The organism is Streptomyces sp. NPDC085944 (assembly GCF_040686295.1).
GTDB classification, from domain to species: Bacteria; Actinomycetota; Actinomycetes; order Streptomycetales; family Streptomycetaceae; genus Streptomyces; species Streptomyces salinarius.
Genome location: NZ_JBFBJX010000026.1, coordinates 60,537 through 76,546 on the forward strand (window position 1 = coordinate 60,537; position 16,010 = coordinate 76,546).

The 16,010-nt window shown below is 69.8% G+C and carries 13 protein-coding genes; 2 read left to right on the top strand and 11 right to left on the bottom strand.

Features of this window, described 5'->3' with window-relative positions:
• Positions 1-51 precede the first annotated feature (51 nt).
• The 7 genes from AB0P07_RS33880 to dnaK form a co-directional block, all read right to left on the bottom strand.
• Entirely contained in the window at positions 52-480 is a 429-nt protein-coding gene (locus AB0P07_RS33880; protein ID WP_308883461.1) for a DUF2267 domain-containing protein, read from the bottom strand.
• 75 nt (positions 481-555) lie between these two features.
• Entirely contained in the window at positions 556-1,014 is a 459-nt protein-coding gene (trxA, locus tag AB0P07_RS33885) for a thioredoxin (RefSeq protein WP_365557545.1), read from the bottom strand.
• Positions 1,011-3,653 carry an ATP-dependent chaperone ClpB gene (gene clpB, locus AB0P07_RS33890; RefSeq protein ID WP_365557547.1) on the bottom strand — a complete coding sequence of 881 codons (2,643 nt, stop codon included), beginning with the start codon at positions 3,651-3,653 and terminating at the stop codon, positions 1,011-1,013. Before clpB ends, trxA begins: the two co-directional genes overlap by 4 nt.
• A complete protein-coding gene (locus AB0P07_RS33895) occupies positions 3,644-4,051 on the bottom strand; it encodes a chaperone modulator CbpM (RefSeq protein ID WP_114527934.1) in 408 nt (135 codons plus the stop codon). Before AB0P07_RS33895 ends, clpB begins: the two co-directional genes overlap by 10 nt.
• Positions 4,048-5,001, bottom strand: a complete 954-nt coding sequence (locus AB0P07_RS33900) for a J domain-containing protein (RefSeq protein WP_365557549.1) — start codon at positions 4,999-5,001, stop codon at positions 4,048-4,050. The genes AB0P07_RS33895 and AB0P07_RS33900 overlap by 4 nt, the downstream gene beginning before the upstream one ends.
• A 6-nt stretch (positions 5,002-5,007) precedes the next feature.
• On the bottom strand, positions 5,008-5,625 hold the full coding sequence (grpE, locus tag AB0P07_RS33905) for a nucleotide exchange factor GrpE (protein WP_365557551.1): 618 nt from the start codon (positions 5,623-5,625) through the stop codon (positions 5,008-5,010).
• 8 nt (positions 5,626-5,633) lie between these two features.
• Positions 5,634-7,529, bottom strand: a complete 1,896-nt coding sequence (gene dnaK / locus AB0P07_RS33910) for a molecular chaperone DnaK (RefSeq protein ID WP_365557552.1) — start codon at positions 7,527-7,529, stop codon at positions 5,634-5,636.
• Positions 7,530-7,849: 320 nt separating this feature from the next.
• Here dnaK and AB0P07_RS33915 point away from each other — a divergent pair, with 320 nt between their 5' ends.
• On the top strand, positions 7,850-9,628 hold the full coding sequence (locus AB0P07_RS33915) for a helix-turn-helix domain-containing protein (protein ID WP_365557554.1): 1,779 nt from the start codon (positions 7,850-7,852) through the stop codon (positions 9,626-9,628).
• A 35-nt stretch (positions 9,629-9,663) separates the two neighbouring features.
• Here the strand turns inward: AB0P07_RS33915 and AB0P07_RS33920 are convergent, their stop codons facing one another.
• Positions 9,664-11,838 (bottom strand): FUSC family protein, encoded by a 2,175-nt coding sequence (locus AB0P07_RS33920; RefSeq protein ID WP_365557557.1) that lies wholly within the window; start codon positions 11,836-11,838, stop codon positions 9,664-9,666.
• Between the two features lie 136 nt (positions 11,839-11,974).
• Positions 11,975-13,063 carry a hypothetical protein gene (locus AB0P07_RS33925; RefSeq protein ID WP_054103707.1) on the bottom strand — a complete coding sequence of 363 codons (1,089 nt, stop codon included), beginning with the start codon at positions 13,061-13,063 and terminating at the stop codon, positions 11,975-11,977.
• 439 nt (positions 13,064-13,502) lie between these two features.
• Here AB0P07_RS33925 and AB0P07_RS33930 point away from each other — a divergent pair, with 439 nt between their 5' ends.
• Positions 13,503-13,952, top strand: a complete 450-nt coding sequence (locus AB0P07_RS33930; RefSeq protein ID WP_365557561.1) for a DUF1931 family protein — start codon at positions 13,503-13,505, stop codon at positions 13,950-13,952.
• 474 nt (positions 13,953-14,426) lie between these two features.
• Here the strand turns inward: AB0P07_RS33930 and AB0P07_RS33935 are convergent, their stop codons facing one another.
• Together AB0P07_RS33935 and AB0P07_RS33940 are read right to left on the bottom strand one after the other, a co-directional pair.
• On the bottom strand, positions 14,427-15,446 hold the full coding sequence (locus AB0P07_RS33935) for a hypothetical protein (RefSeq protein ID WP_365557564.1): 1,020 nt from the start codon (positions 15,444-15,446) through the stop codon (positions 14,427-14,429).
• Between the two features lie 105 nt (positions 15,447-15,551).
• Positions 15,552-15,902, bottom strand: coding sequence for a hypothetical protein (locus AB0P07_RS33940; protein WP_365557567.1), 351 nt, complete (start codon positions 15,900-15,902; stop codon positions 15,552-15,554).
• Between the last annotated feature and the right edge of the window lie 108 nt (positions 15,903-16,010).

A 16,010-nucleotide genomic window follows, 5' to 3' on the forward strand; every position in this document is an offset into this window, starting at 1 on the left:
TTCCTGGACAGGGGCTGCTTCGCGGCTGTGCGCGGCAGCGCGCCCGAGGGTCTACGGCAGTACGGAGGCCAGTGACTTCGGCAGTCCGGCCTTGAGGTGGTTCCACTCGCCTTCGCTCACGTGGCGTTCCAGAACCTCCAGGACGGTGTGCACGACTCGTTCGACGCCACCGTCGACCGCGTAGGGGAAGTCGTCCCGGACGCGCTGGAGGAAATCCTCGCCGCTGAGTTTCACCGGCGTCTCGGACGGCTTCCAGCCGTCGTAGTAGACGCCTCGGATCAGAGTGGGCAACTGTGCCCCGAAGTGCGCTGCCCCGTCGACGGAGAGCCGGTCCCGTAGCCGGTGCAGGACGGCGCGCAGTGCGGCGTACGACTGCTTACGGCGCTCTTTGGGCCAGCCGTTGGCTTCCTCGATCTCCCTGAGGAGCCGGTTCGCCTTGTCCACCATGGTGTCGAATGAGGAAAATCCTGTTTCGGTCATCACCAGGGCTCCTTTCGCTCCCGGCGGCCCGGCGGTGCCGGACCGCGGTCCCGCACCGCCGGGCTCCCGGGTCGGTCAGCTCTGTCGTTGGTCCGGCCGGCTCGGCATGGCCTGTTCGACCCAGTCACGCAGGACGTGCGCGGGTGCCGCGCCGGCCTGCCGGGCGACCGTCTCGCCCCGGTCCAGGACCAGCAGGGTGGGCACCGCCTGTACCTCGAACCGCTGGCTGAGCAGTGGGTTCTTGTCGACGTCGACCTTGGCGAGCTTGATCCGTCCGGCAAGGTCGCGAGCCACTTGTTCGAGGGCGGGGCTGACCATGCGGCAGGGGCCGCACCAGGTCGCCCAGAGATCGACGACGACGGGCACCGTGGCCTGCTCGACGACCTCGCCGAAGTCGTCGTCGCCCGCGTCGACGATCCAGGGCAGGTACTGCTTGCAGTGACCGCACCTGGGGCGTCCCTCGCCTGTCACGGGGATCCGGTTCTCGCGCTCGCAGTGCGGGCAGGTCACCTTTGTCGTCCGGCTGGTCTTCACGCTGCCCTCGCTTCCCGGGCGGCGGCCTCCGGCTGGTCGTAGGTGACCACCAGTTCCCCGTTCTCGCTGTCCACGCGGACCGTCGCGCCGTCCTGGACGTCGCCGCGCAGAAGGGCGCGCCCGACCAGGGTCTCCACCTCGTGGGAGATATACCGCCGCAGCGGGCGCGCCCCGTACACGGGGTCGTAGCCCTGGTGGGCGATCGCCTCGCGCGCGCGATCGGTGAGTTCGACGTCGATGCGGCGTTCGGCGAGCCGCAGTCGCAGTTCGTCGAACTGCAGCTCCACGATCCGCTCGATCTGCCGCTCGCCGAGCGGCTTGAACAGCACGATGTCGTCGACGCGGTTGAGGAACTCCGGGCGGAAGTGCCCGCGCAGTTCGCCCATGACCAGGGCGCGGGCGTCCGGCTTGATCTCCCCGTCGGCGGTGACGCCGTCCAGGAGGTGCTCGGAGCCGATGTTGGACGTCATGATGATCACGGTGTTGCGGAAGTCGACGGTACGGCCCTGGGCATCGGTGATGCGGCCGTCGTCGAGGACCTGCAGCAGCGTGTTGAAGACATCGGTGTGCGCCTTCTCGATCTCGTCGAACAGCACGACGGAGTACGGCTTGCGGCGTACCGCCTCGGTGAGCTGGCCACCCTCCTCGTAGCCGACGTATCCGGGAGGTGCGCCCATGAGCCGGCTGACGGTGTGCCGTTCCTGGTACTCGCTCATGTCGAGGCGGACCATGTTCTCCTCGGAGTCGAACAGAGCCCGGGCGAGGGTTTTGGCCAGCTCGGTCTTCCCCACGCCGGTGGGGCCGAGGAAGACGAACGAGCCGATGGGGCGGCGCGGGTCGCGGATGCCGGAGCGGGCGCGGATGATGGCGTCGGCGACGAGCTTGACGGCCTCGTCCTGGCCGATGACGCGCTCGCGCAGGATCTCGTCGAGACGCAGCAGTTTCTCCCGTTCCCCCTCCTGGAGGCGGGCTACGGGGATGCCGGTCCAGGCGGCGACGATCTCGGAGATCTCCTCCTCGGTGACGACCTCGCGCAGCAGCCGGCTCTCCCCTTGCTTGGAGGCCAGCTGCTCCTCCTCGGCGGCGAGCCGGCGCTCCAGATCCTGGAGGCGGCCGTAGCGGAGTTCGGCGGCGCGGTTGAGGTCGTAGGCGCGCTCGGCCTCCTCCGCCTCGTGGCGGACCTGCTCCAGTTCCTGGCGCAGTTCCTGCACGCGGCGGATAGCCTGCCGTTCGGCCTCCCACTGGGCGTGCTTGGCGTCGGCCTCGCCGCGCAGGTCGGCCAGCTCCCTGCGCAGTTCCTCCAGGCGGGCTTCGCTGGCGGGGTCGGTCTCCTTCGAGAGGGCGGCCTCCTCGATCTCCAGGCGGGTGACGCGGCGGGTGATCTCGTCGAGTTCGGCGGGCATCGAGTCGATCTCGGTACGCAGCCGGGCGCACGCCTCGTCGACGAGGTCGATGGCCTTGTCGGGCAGGAACCGGTCGGTGATGTACCGGTGGCTCAGGGTGGCCGCGGAGACCAGCGCGGTGTCCTGGATCTTGACGCCGTGGAAGACCTCCAGGCGTTCCCGCAGTCCGCGCAGGATGGAGATGGTGTCCTCGACGCTGGGTTCGTCCACCAGGACCTGCTGGAATCGGCGTTCGAGGGCGGCGTCCTTCTCGATGTGCAGGCGGTACTCGTCGAGTGTGGTCGCGCCGATCATGTGCAGTTCGCCGCGGGCGAGCATCGGCTTGAGCATGTTGCCCGCGTCCATGGCCCCTTCGGCGGCGCCCGCGCCGACGACGGTGTGCAGTTCGTCGACGAAGAGCAGGATGTTTCCTTCGGCGGCCTTGACCTCGCTGAGCACGGCCTTGAGGCGTTCCTCGAACTCGCCGCGGTACTTGGCGCCGGCGACCAGGGAACCCATGTCGAGGGCGAACACGATCTTGTCGCGGAGTCCTTCCGGTACGTCACCGCGGACGATGCGCTGGGCGAGGCCCTCGACGATGGCGGTCTTGCCGACGCCGGGGTCGCCGATCAGGACGGGGTTGTTCTTGGATTTGCGGCTGAGTATCTGGGTGACGCGGCGGATCTCGGAGTCCCGGCCGATGACCGGGTCGAGCCTGCCGTCCCTGGCCTCGGCCACCAGATCGCGGCCGTACTTTTCCAGGGCCTCGTAGGCCACTTCCGGGTTGGCGGAGGTGACGCGCTGGTTGCCGCGCACCTGGGTGAGCGCGCCCAGGAACGAGTCCGTCGTGATGCCGGCCCGGCCGAGCAGTCGTCCGGCGGCGGTCGAGGAGCCCTCCCCGGCCAGGGCGAGCAGGAGGTGTTCCACGGACACGTACTCGTCCTTGAGGCGCTTGGCCTCCTGTTCGGCGGTGTCGAGCAGGCCGGCGAGACGCCGGGTGACGAAGACCTGACCGGGGGCCGCGCCGGGACCGGTGACCCGCGGGCGGCGCGAGAGTTCGTCGCGCACGGCCTCGCGCAGTTCCTTCGGCTCGGCGCCGGCCTGCTGCAGCAACCGCGGGATCAGACCGTCCTCCTGGTCGAGAAGCGCGAGCAGCAGGTGTTCCCCGTCGACCTCGGTCTGTCCCATGCGGGCGGCCGCGGTCTGGGCCTCCTGGAGGGCTTCCTGGGATTTCTGGGTGAGACGGTTCATGTCCATGGGGGTGTTTCACTCCTCGTGCCGCGGACGCGCAGGGCGGACTCGAGCAGGCTGATGCGGTCGAGCAGGTCGAGCACCAGTCCGATGGCCGCGTAGTTGAGGCAGAGTCCGGCGCGCAGCCGCTGGATGCGGGCGAGTACCGCCGGGGCGGTGGGGTCGAACACCAGCTGCCCCGCGGCGTCGCGTTCGGCGTCGACCAGCCCCAGGGCGACGAACCGGCGGACGAGATCGGGGTGGAGGCCCGAGCGGCGGGCCACGGCGTCCAGGGAGAGCCTCGGTGCGGGCACGAGCGCGAACCGGACAGCCGTGGAGGCGGTCACGTCGGCGTGCGTCCGGACCGGGCGGTCGCCCAGCCCGGTCCGGACGGGGCCTGCCGCTCTCTCGGGTCGGTCTTTCATCGTGTCCTCCTGGGGTCGAAGGAAGAGGTGGCGGCGAGCTCCTCGAACAGTTCGCGCTCCCGGTCGCCGAGGGTGGGCGGCACCATGACACGGAGTTCGGCGTACAGGTCGCCACTGGCGCCGCGCGGATTGGGCATGCCCTCACCGCGCAGTCGCAGCCGTCGGCCGCTGGACGAGCCCGCGGGCACCGTGACCTTGGCCGTGCCGCCGCCGGGGGTGGGCACCGGCACGGTCGCTCCCAGGGCCGCCTCCCAGGGGGCGACCGGGAGCTGCACGTACACGTCGCGGCCTTCCAGCCGGAACCGGGGGTGGGGCTGGACCCGCACTCTCAGGTACAGGTCGCCTCCCGGGGCGTCGCCGCTGCCCCGCGCGCCCTCACCCGCCAGCCGGATACGCTGCCCGTCGGTGACGCCCGGCGGCACGTCGACGTCGTACCGCCGGGGCTGCCCGCCGGGGCCGGCGAGCGTGACGGTGCGGCGGCCGCCTCTGTACGCCTCCTCGACGGTGAGCGGCAGCTCGGCCTCCTGGTCGGCGCCCGGTACACCGCCGGGGGCCCCGCCCGCTCCGAAGAGCGAACCGAGCAGATCCTCGATGTCGACACCCTCCCCCGCGAAGTCGTCGCCGAAGCCGGTGGCGTACCGGACGCGGGGGCCGCCCGTGCCCGCGGACCCCCGGGCGCGGAACCCGCCACCCGCTCCGGCCGCGACCCGTTCGTCGAAGTCCTCGGGGATCTTGCGGAAGTCCTCGCCGAAGCGGTCGTAACGGGCCCGGGTCTTCGGATCCGAGAGGACGCTGTACGCCTCGTTGAGGTCCTTGAAGCGTTCCTCCGCTCCCGGATCCTTGTTGACATCGGGGTGGTACCTGCGGGCGAGCTTGCGGTACGCCTGCTGGATCTCGTCCTGGCTCGCGGTCCGCGACACGCCCAGCACCTCGTAGAAGTCCCGTGCCATGACCCGTCACTCCCGCTTCGCGACCGTCACTGCGGCGGGCCTGAGCTGCGTCTCATCGTCGCCGTAGCCGGGGCGCAGCACCTCGACGACGGTGCCCGGTGCGGCGTCGGGGTCCTGGACGACGCCGACCACCTCGTGCCGGGCCGGGTCGAATGCGACGCCGGTCTCCGCGTGTCGCGGGTAGCCCAGCAGTTCGAGGGCGTTCACGGCCTGGTCGCGGACCGCCCGGATGCCCTCCACGATCGCGCCGGGGGCGGCGTCGGAGTGGTTGAGGGCGAGTTCGAGGTTGTCGATGACGGGGAGGAAAGCCGCTGCGGTGCGGGACCGTTCCGCGGCCCGTTCCCGTTCCAGCTCCCTGGCGTGACGCTTGCGGAGGTTGTCGAGGTCGGCGAGCGCGCGCCGCCAGCGGTCTTCGAGTTCCTGGACCGCGGTCGCGTATTCGTCGTCGGTGGGCTCGGCGGGCTCGGCGTGGTCGGCGTCGGGTTCCGACGCGCCGTGCGCCGCTTCCGGCCGGGGCGCCGGGTCCGGACGCGGCACGTCCCCGTGCCGCGGTCGTACGGCTTCCGGAGTCGGTTCGGCCGGGTCCGACGCGGCGCGGTCGGGTTCGTTCGGCTGGGTGGGCATGGCGTGCCTCAGTCCTTGTCGAACTCGGCGTCTATGACGTCGTCGTCACTGCCACCGGCGGCACCACCGTCGGCGGTGTCCTGGCCGGGCCCGCCCGCGGCGGTGGCGCTCTGCTGGGCAGCCGCCAGCCCGGCCAGCACCTGCTGGAGTTCGGAGGTCAGCGGCCGTACGCGCTCCACGCCCGCCTCCTCCTTGACCGCCGCCCGGGCGTCGGACACGAGCATCTCGGCGCGTGCCTTCTCGTGCGCCGGGGCGGTGTCGCCCAGTTCGGCGAGGCGCTTCTCGACCTGGTAGGTGACGGCGTCCAGCTCGTTGCGGGCGTCGACGGCCTCGCGGAGTGCCTGGTCCTCGCCCTGGTTGCGCTCGGCCTCCTGGACCATCCGTTCGACCTCACCGCGGTCCAGGTTGGAACTCTCGCTGATGGTGATGCCCTGTTCCTTGCCGGTGTCCCGGTCGCGGGCCTTGACCTCGAGGATGCCGTTGGCGTCGATGTCGAAGGTGACCTCGATCTGCGGTTCGCCCCGCGGCGCCTGGCGGATGTCGGTGAGCTGGAACCGGCCCAGCACCCGGTTGTCGGCGGCCCGCTCGCGCTCACCCTGGAGAACCACCACGTCGACGGCCGGCTGGTTGTCCTCGGCGGTGGAGAAGGTCTCGCTGCGGCGTACCGGGATGGTGGTGTTCCGTTCGATGATCTTCGTCATCACGCCGCCACGTGTCTCCACCCCGAGCGAAAGGGGCGTGACGTCGAGCAGCAGGACGTCCTTGACCTCGCCCTTGAGCACTCCGGCCTGGATCGCGGCGCCCAGGGCCACGACCTCGTCGGGGTTGACGCTCATGTTGGGGTCCTTGCCGCCGGTCAGCCGGCGCACCAGGGCCTGGACGGCGGGGATGCGGGTGGAGCCGCCGACGAGGATGACCTCGTCGATGTCGCTCTCGCCGACCTTGGCATCAGCCATGGCCTGCTGGACGGGGCCCAGGCACCGCTCCACCAGGTCGCTGGTGATCTGCTCGAACGTGGAGCGCATCACCGAGTCGGTGAGGTGCTTGGGCCCCGAGGCGTCGGCAGTGATGAACGGCAGGCTGACCTGCGTCTGCGTCACCGAACTCAGCTCGGTCTTGGCCTTCTCCGCCGCCTCGAAAAGCCGTTGCAGCGCCTGCGGGTCGTTGCGCAGATCGACGCCGTTCTCCTTCTGGAAGTCGTCCGCGAGGTGATCCACCAGACGTCGGTCGAAGTCGTCACCGCCCAGGTGGCTGTCGCCGGCGGTGGACCGTACCTCCACCACGCCGTCGCCGACGTCGAGGATGCTCACGTCGAAGGTGCCGCCGCCCAGGTCGAAGACCAGCACCGTCTCGTGCTGCTTCTTGTCCATGCCGTACGCGAGGGCGGCCGCCGTCGGCTCGTTGATGATCCGCAGCACCTCCAGTCCCGCGATCCGCCCGGCGTCCTTGGTGGCGGTGCGCTGGGCGTCGTTGAAGTAGGCGGGCACCGTGATGACCGCCTCGGTCACCCGCTCGCCCAGCTGCTTGGAGGCGTCGTCGGCGAGTTTGCGCAGTACCTGCGCGCTGATCTCCTCGGGCGCGTACAGCTTGTCGCCCACCTTGAAGCGGGCAGCCCCGCCGTCGCCCTCGACGACGTCGTACGCGACCGCTCTGGCCTCGTCGGAGATCTCGTCGAAGTGCCGGCCGATGAACCTCTTGGCCGAGTAGATGGTGCCCTTCGGGTTGAGGATCGCCTGGCGACGGGCCAGCTGACCCACCAGGCGCTCACCGCTGTCCGTGAAGGCCACCACGGACGGTGTGGTGCGGTTGCCCTCGTTGTTGGGCACGACGGACGGTTCGCCGCCCTCCCACGCGGCGATCACCGAGTTGGTGGTGCCCAGATCGATGCCCACTGCTTTGGCCATGAGGATCTCCTCCTGCTCCGGCGGCCCGCGCCGACTCTCCGGATCGCGTTGGTTCACTGACGACCGGAACCTCCTGGCCCGTAGGGCGGGCTCCTCGGTCATCGCCCAGCTCTTGCCGCCGGTGTGGACTGAGGTTCTCGGACACACCCCAGGGTGGTGAGACGAGAAGGGGCACGCCTGCTCCTGGCGAGCCGAGATTGCCCGCGGCCGTTCGCACCGTCGGTACAAGACGGTGCAAGTCGTGTATTTCGAATGAGTGGGCGCGCGGACGGGTACCCGTCCGGTTGTCCACCGAGGGCTCGGGCGAACGGAGCCATCCCATGGCCGCCAGCCGGGTGCAGGATCCGTACTCCAGTGGTCCCGACCGGGAGAACGATCTCCCACGGGGCGGCGGGTTGGCTCCCGCGGCTGCCCCGGCGGCGGGCTGGCCAGTATCGGCCGGCCAGTTTGACCGTGCCCTCAGCGACTTGTCGGCGCTCTCCTACGCTCTGCTCGACACTCTGGACGAAGCCGAGATCCTCGGGCTGGCCATGGCCCACGTGGAGGCCGTAGGGGCCTACAGAGCCGAGGCCGGATTCGTCGAAAGGGGTGGCGGTCTGATTCCGGCTCCGGCCAACGGACGGAATCACCCCTCGGCGGTGGACCGGAGAGTGCGGGAGCTGGCCGGCCAGGACGGGCCGGTGACCGTACCCGACAGGCCCTGGGGCCGCGCCCTCGGGCTGCGCGGACTGCAGCGGCTCCACGGTTACCTCGTGGTGACGTCCGATTCCGAGCCCACCGAGGCGGAACGATTCCTGCTGAGCACGCTCGTCCGGCACACCGCCGCCGCTCTGTCGCTCGCTTTTGCACACCGCCGCCTGAGTGACCAGGCGGTGGAGCTCCACCGGGTGAGGGGGGAACGCCTCGCCCTTCAGCGACAGCTCATCTCGGTCGTGGCCGAGCAGCGGTACCAGCGGGCCGTTCACACGCTCATCACCGACGTCGCCGCCGCGGGCGGCGGCGAGGAAGCCGTCACGCGGGCGCTCCACGGCCTCACCGGACTCCCCGCGCTGGTCGAGGACCGTTTCGGTCGGCTGAGGTCCTGGAGCGGCCCCAGCCGGCCCGACCCCTATCCGGAACCGGACCCCGTGCGTCGGGACGAGATGCTGCACGCCGTTGCACGGGAGGCCGGGCCGGTACGGATAGAGGACCGGCTGCTCACCCTGGTCCGCCCGCACGGCGAGATCCTGGGCGTGCTCGCCCTGATCGATGCCGGAGGCGAGGCGGACGAGCACACCGTGCTCGCGCTGGAAAACGCCGCCACGTCACTCGCCCTTGAGCTGGGGCACATGCGCAACCTTGCCGAAGTCGAGCTGGGCCTGCGCCGTGAGCTGGCCGATGACCTCCTGGCCGGGACGGACACGGCGAGCGCCTACGCCCGCTCCGAGGCGATCGGCCACGACCTGCACCGCAGTCACTACATCGTCGTGGTGCAGTGGTCCAAGCGCACCGTGGACGACTCCTTCGCGGAGACCGTAGGCCGGGCGGCCGCCGCCCAGGGCATGCGCTCGCTGCTGACCCGGCGCTCCGATCACGTGGTCCTGGTCGCCGACGCCAGGCCGCGCGCCCGCGCGCTGTACGAGGCGCTCACCATGGAGACGGGGACACATTCAGGGGCCATCGGGGTGAGCGCCCCGTGCGACTCCCCGAACGGCATTCCCCGGGGTTATCAGGAGGCACAGCGTGCCCTGGAGGTGCGCCGCCAGTCCCGCGAGGGCTACGGCACGACGTTCTTCGACGAGCTCGGCCTCTACCGCATCCTCGGCCCCGGCAACGACCACCAGCAGTTGGAAGCGTTCGTCCACGAGTGGATCGGGCAGCTCATCGAGTACGACGCCCGGCACCACGCGACCATGGTGGACACCCTGACCCGGTACTTCGACTGCGGCGGCAACTACGACGAGACCGCCGCGTCCCTCGCGATCCACCGAAGCACGCTGCGCTATCGGTTGCAGCGAATCCGTGACATCAGCGGCAACGACCTCGCGAACGTCGAGGACCGGCTCAACCTCCAGGTGGCGACCCGCGTGTGGAAGATCGTGCTGGGCGGATCCGGCTGACTCGGGGGACGCCGCGGTCCTCGACGCCGAAACCCTCACCCGCCTCCGCGGGCGGGTCCTGATCCGTCACCCTCCGCGGCCAGAGCCGCGCGCACCCGTTGCTCCTCGCGAGCAGAGCCGACGTCCCGTTCCAGGGGTGTGCGGCTCACGGCCGTCGCAAGATTGTCGAGGGCCTTCTTCTGCAGTTCCGTACCGCGCCGCAGTACCGGGCTGCGGTCCCCGGCGGTGCCCTCCCATGTGTGGAGCGCCTCCGCCACGTGCCCCCAGTCCGGGTTTCTGTGTTCACGCATGTCGTCTGCCGCCTGAGCGGTGTCCGCCTCCAGGGCCTCGGCGAACCTCTCCGCCTCGGGGATGGAACGACTGCCGGCCGCCGGGAGGTGGCTTTCCATGAGCATCGTCGCTCGGTCGAATCCCCTGAGCGCCTCCTGCGCATCCTCCGCCTCGCGGGATGTCAGGCCCCTGGGGCGGACGGGTTCTTGTCTCGCCTGGTCGTAGGCTTCCTGCCAGGCGGCACGTGCCTCCCGGCTCGCCAGCAGGGCGCTGCGCAGGTCGGCGCGATGCCTCTGGGTCGGTTCGGCGTAGCCGCGGAGCACCGCGGCCGCGTAGCGGCCGTTTGCGGCGAGCCAGTCCGCGAGCCGTCCCGGGAGCCGGGGGGTCTCCCATGCGGGGAACACCACGTACGCCAGCATCGCCAGGGCCCCGCCGATCAAGGTGAGCACCACCCGCTCCGGGACCGTCTGCTCCCACGCGTGGCCGCCCATGCCGAGCAGGAAGACGACATAGGCGGCAGTGAAGCACTGGGAATACGCGTAGCCGGTACGGAGCAGCGTGTACGACAGGGCCGCCGAGACCACCCCGAGCGCACCGAACAGATGAGCGTCGGGGCCGATGGCCCGCACCATCCCGGTGGCGAGGGCCACCCCCACCAGGGTGCCGGCGAGGCGGCCCACCGCACGCGCGTACGTCCGGTGGAAGTCCGGCCGCATCACCATCACCGAGGCGATGGGCGCCCAATACCCGTGGCCCACGGGCAGCGGGGACGCGATGAGATAGCCGAGCGGGGCCACCGCCGCCAGGCGGACGGCGTGCCGGAGCACGGGCGAGTCGCGGCGCAGCTCGCGGCGGACCGCGCGGACGACAACGGGGAGCAGCCGGAACATGGTCGGGCGCACCAGGAACCGGGCGCTCGCGGGGTCGGATGACGCAGGCGCCTTCTCGCGCGCGCCAACGCCCCCGGCCACTTCCAACGTCTCGGCGAGCAGCTTCACGAGCTCATCGGCGGCCTGCCGGGCATGGCCCTCCAGCATCTCGTCCTGCCCATCCAGGCTCAGGACGTCCGCGCTGCGGGGCGGAACCTCGGTGGGAGTGCCGCGACGGATCGAACGCGCGGCAGCGTCCAGAATGTCAGCGGCCGCACTGAGCAACTCCCGTACACGGTCCCGCCCGGGCCCCTCCACCGGAGCGCCGACGTCCGGGTCGGCGAGCGCGGCGACGACCGGCACGATGCGCTCGGCGAGGCCCCGGGGGCCGTGGAGAGCGGGGGGCCGGGTGCGGGCCTGCGACGGCGTCACGGCGGCCGCGTCCCGGGCGGTCATAAGGGGTTCCGGGTCAAACGGGGCAGTCGGCTCGTGTTGCAGCCGACGGGCGTAGTCGGCCACAGCGGCCAGCGCGTCGGCGAGCGCGTCACGATGAGCCCCCCATCGTCGGATCGGGAACAGGAGGATCAGTACGGCCTGCGCCACGCCTCCGAGCGCGATGACTCCGGCGTACTCAAGGGCCGGCCCGATGCTCGTGGGCAGGGTGACGGTCACCAGCATGCTGCCGACCGTCGTCGCCGCGACGATCCCGGCGGTCGATCCGAGAGCCCACGCCATCCCCGCGGCAAAGGCCCATACGGCCAGCAGCGGAAGGAACGTCACAAGTCGCCCCGCCGCCAGGTACCCCACGAAGGTACTCAGCGCCAAGCCCGCGCCCGCGCCGAGCGCGATCACCTTGCGCGGACGCCAGGTGCGCTGGAAGGTGGCCGTCCCCGCGGAGAAGGCACCGAGGGCGGCGGACGCGGCGAATGCAGGCGAAGCCAGCCACAGCGCGGCCCCGATGACCAGCCCGACCCCCGCAGCCGTGCGCAACGCGAGCAGAGGCTCCAGCCGGGTCTCCTCGACCGTGAGCCCGGATCGCACGACCTCACCGAGGGTTCGCAGCCATCTCACGGTGCGCGCCCGACCTTCCCACCCTGCCGGGGCGTGACGGCTTGGTCGAGGTGCGGCACCCGCGCGAGGAAGACCCCCGCAGGACCCAGGAGGGGCCACCGGTCACCGACGCACTTCCGGCTCGGGTCGCGGCCGGTCATCGGGGCTCTGCCTGGAGTCTGTCGCGACGTTCCTGTTCACGCTTGGAGTATGCGGCTGCCCGGATCGCCTCGTCGCTCTCGAAGCCTGATCCCAGCGCGCCGCCCACGGTGGCGACCGAGGCGACGAACCAGGACAGCGTCAGGTACTCCGTGGCGTGCAGCGGGGACCGCGTCATGGAAGCGAACACTTGTCCATTGAGGATGAACAGCGCCCACACCAAGTTGATGACCATCAGACCCACATAGCAGACGAGGGCCCCGATACCCACGGTCACGACCGTCGAGGCGTTGTAGAGCCGGGCCCTCTGCCTCGCCTCCGGTGAGCCCTCGGCCGATCGGTGCCACAGCTCTCCGTCGATGATCAGCCAGCCGATCATGAGCCCGACGGACCCGACCATGGCGATCACGAGGCGTGGCGTGCTCAGAGCTGCGGCGAGGCTCCAGGTGGTGGAGTCGAGGGTGGCGATGGCCCCGGTGGCGAGTGCGGCAGCCAGGGCTTTCGACAAGCCCGTCACCAGCCTCCACGGCCGGTTGGCGCGGACCATACCGACGAGTACCCGCAGGTAACCGCGCGGTCCGCCGACGACGTACCGAAGATCGTCGGCCTCCCGCTCACCGATCGGGCTGGGATGAACAGGCGCAACACTGTCGTCGAGGGGCCCCGGGGACGGCTGACCTCGCGGCGGCCCTTCGACCGCCGTGGTCCGTGGACCCGCCAGCCCGAGCACGGCTTCCTCGACGGCACGCCGGGTCCTTGTCTGCAGCCGCAGGCCCCCCAGCGAAGGAAGAGAGAGCAGTGCCAAGCCGTACTCGTGATTCAGATCCACGGCGAGCCTGCGTCCGTGGGCGTGCAGCGGAAGGTCGGTGAGTGCCACGACGATGTCCCAGTTCTCCGCCCTCCCGCGGTCCCTGATCCGGCGCATCAAGGTGGGCGGGTCCTCCGTCCCCGAGGTGAACGGCTCGCTGACCACCTCGACGTCGAAACGTCGCTCCCGGCCCGACTTGTCGGCGAGCCGGGCGGCAAGTGTCCGGGCCACGCGCTGTGCGATCTCCGTCGGCGCGTACGGGTCTGCCAGGAGAGCCACGACCGTAACGTCCTGAGACGACATCCGCATGACGGGAACCTCCTCGTCGGCTGCCCCGCGAGCCCAAGTGCCCGCAGGCGCCTCCGAGGTAACACCGACGCCGTCTGCACCTGCCGGCCGTACCGCCGGCGGGTGCAGGCGCCGGCGCTACGCTCCGCCCGGTGGCGTAACGGCTGGTGGGCGGGATAATCCGCGTCAGTCACTTGGGCTGCTGCTCACCTGGCTCTCTCGAGCGCTTTCCCGGCCCTGCCCTGTGGGCCCGCAGGCCCGCCCGACACCCCGGGCAACCCGGGCAATCGGATTCCTGGGCCTGACAGGGCGAGACGGGGAGCCTGATTGGGCCCGGCATGCGCATGCGCTGGTGCGCTCCCGTCGGCCAGGCTGGCCGGGAGACCCGGGGCCGGAAATCGCCCGAATCCCGCAGCCGGAGGTTGCCGTCATGACAGTGATGTCCATCGCCAGATTCGAGAGGTTCTTTCGCGCGGCCGCAGGACTGAACGTCGACAAGAACGATCTCAAGCGCTACAGCGACTTCGTCGACGCCAAGCTCTACGACCTGCTGACCGTCGCCCAGGCCACTGCCAGGGCCAACGGACGCGACGTCATCCGGACCTGTGACCTGCCGATCACGAAGGGCTTGCAGGAGAGCATCCACCAGTTCCGGAAGATCGACCAGGAAGTAGAGATCAAGCCGATCCTGGAGCAGCTCGCCACCCATCCCGCGCTGGACCGTACGCCCGATGAGGAGACCGAGGCGGCCTACCCGGACATCGTGGGCGGACTCAGCCTCGCCCTTGGCCAGACCTTCAAGATCCTTCACCCCGATCTGAAGAACCCCCAGACCCAGCACTGGGACGAGGCCCGAGCCGTATTCGACCTTCTGCTGTGAGCGACCACCGGAACAGGCGGCGCGGCCAGCGCCGAAGTTGCCCATGGCCCTGACCAAGTAAATCGGAGCAATGGCTTTGGGAGAGCCCGTTGTCCAGCGGTCGCCGCGTCGCCATACGTGAACTCCGCTCAGGCCGGTTCTCACCGGTACAGGAGGGGCGGGGCCGACCGCTACCGCTGGGGGCGCGGGCGGTGCCTACCTCGGTTCCTGCCGTGACTGGGCGGGGCCTCGAAAGCCCCGCCCAGTCTGCGGGAAGCCCAGCTCAGGACCACGTTGAGCAGTACGTCTCATGCCCAGCCTCGTGCAGCCGATGTGAGGAGTCCTGCCACCCGTGCAGCGATTCAACGCGTCGGTGCGCTGACCTGGCATTTCTGGGGAAAGTGTGCGTTGACCTGCGGAAACTGCCTTCGGTACTTCTCACGGCTCAACGCCGTTTCCCAGGCTCATGTGCCCTGGATGTGCCCTCGCGGGCGCCTAACGAAGCACGTCGATGAGGCGTTCGCACAGGGCCTTGGCGTCGTCCAGAGCTCGACGGCACGTAGTGTCGGTGAGCACGAGGCGCTGGCCGATCCGTGCGGATGACCCCGGCACCCGAGTCAGGTACTTCTCGTCCACGATGCCGTCGTTGTGGGTGAAGACGTGTCGGGCGGCCCAGGTTTCGAGGAGGCGCAGCCACGTCTGCGTGCCAAGGTTCGTCCGTAGGTCGGCGAACCCTGCTGCGACGATGAGGTCGGCCATATGGTCGAGGCGTTGAAAGATGGCCCCTTTGCCGTTCAGGAGGCTGTCTGCGTTGGGCACGGCCGAGCGGAAGAGGGACGAAGCCAGAGCTTCCACGACTCCGACCACGTTCTCGACGGTGTCGACCCAGTTGCGCGTGAAGACTCCCTGCTCGCGGAGGAGGGCCTTCGTGTCAGAGGGCAGGGTCTCCAGCGCGTTCAGCCGGGCGGTATCCGCCTGCAGGGCATCGAAGGCGATCGACGCTGCCGGGAGTTGCCCGCACACGGGGCAGTACCGGTGTTCTCCGAACACTGCATAGTCGTTTTGGCAGCCGGCACAGGTGCGCACGCGGACGAGTTGCTCCTCGTCGATTTCCGGAAGCGGGCGAGGGCAGAAGGGGCGGGACTTGTAAGAAAGCGAGAAGCTGCTACCGCGCGTGTCGCGGGACATCCCGCCGAACGCTTTGGCCAATTCTTGGCTCACCGTCTGCATAGCGAAGTCACCCGCAGCTCGCATGACGCGGTCGCGCTGTTGTTCGGTGATGAATTCTGAGTGCTCCGTGTGGTGCCCACAGTAGACGCACCACAAGGTGAGGTCATCAGGTAGTGCCTTGTAGTGCTCGGCATCCATGCGGAAGACCAACGAACAGTCCGGGCACTGTCGGCCTACGAAACCGCTGTCGTCGAGGGGGATACTCACCAGCATCTCGAACGATTCGTCTTGGCGGCCCACAAGCTCCGCGCCGTCGGCCATTCTGAACTCACGATCAGTACCCATGGCTTGAGTGTCTCCCTCGGCACTGACAGTGCCTCTTGAACGTGTAATGAGCGGCCAGTCGGCCGAGGGCGCCGAAGCGATGTGGTCACCGTCGAGAAGTTGCAGTCAGCGGTGGCAGGTAGCGCGTTCTTCGAAGAGACCGAAACCTCGCCGCATCATTGCGACAGTGCGGTCCGCGGCCCAGAACAGCACCATGGGGGAGCTGGTGACCTGCGCAAGATTTACGAGTCCCTGGGTGCCAACGATGTTGCGTTCCAGGACGCTGAGCGTGCCGTAAAGGTCGCCGTGTGCCAGCGAGCTGCAGCTACTCCACACGGCTTCGGCCTCGGCGGCACCCATGGGCATGAGAGCCCCCGCTTCTCGCACGACCTCCGAGTACGGCACTGGCCTGAGAACCTTCTTCGCATCGGCCGCGTCCGTCCCCGCCCTGATGACGAGGTCCGTCAGCTGTTGCATCCGCACATCTAGTTGTATTGACCCGCTGCGTTGTTGACACGGCTGATCGGTGGCTGACCTCCGAGTGCGGTGTGGCAGCGATGGTAGTTGTAGGCGTGGAGGAACGGT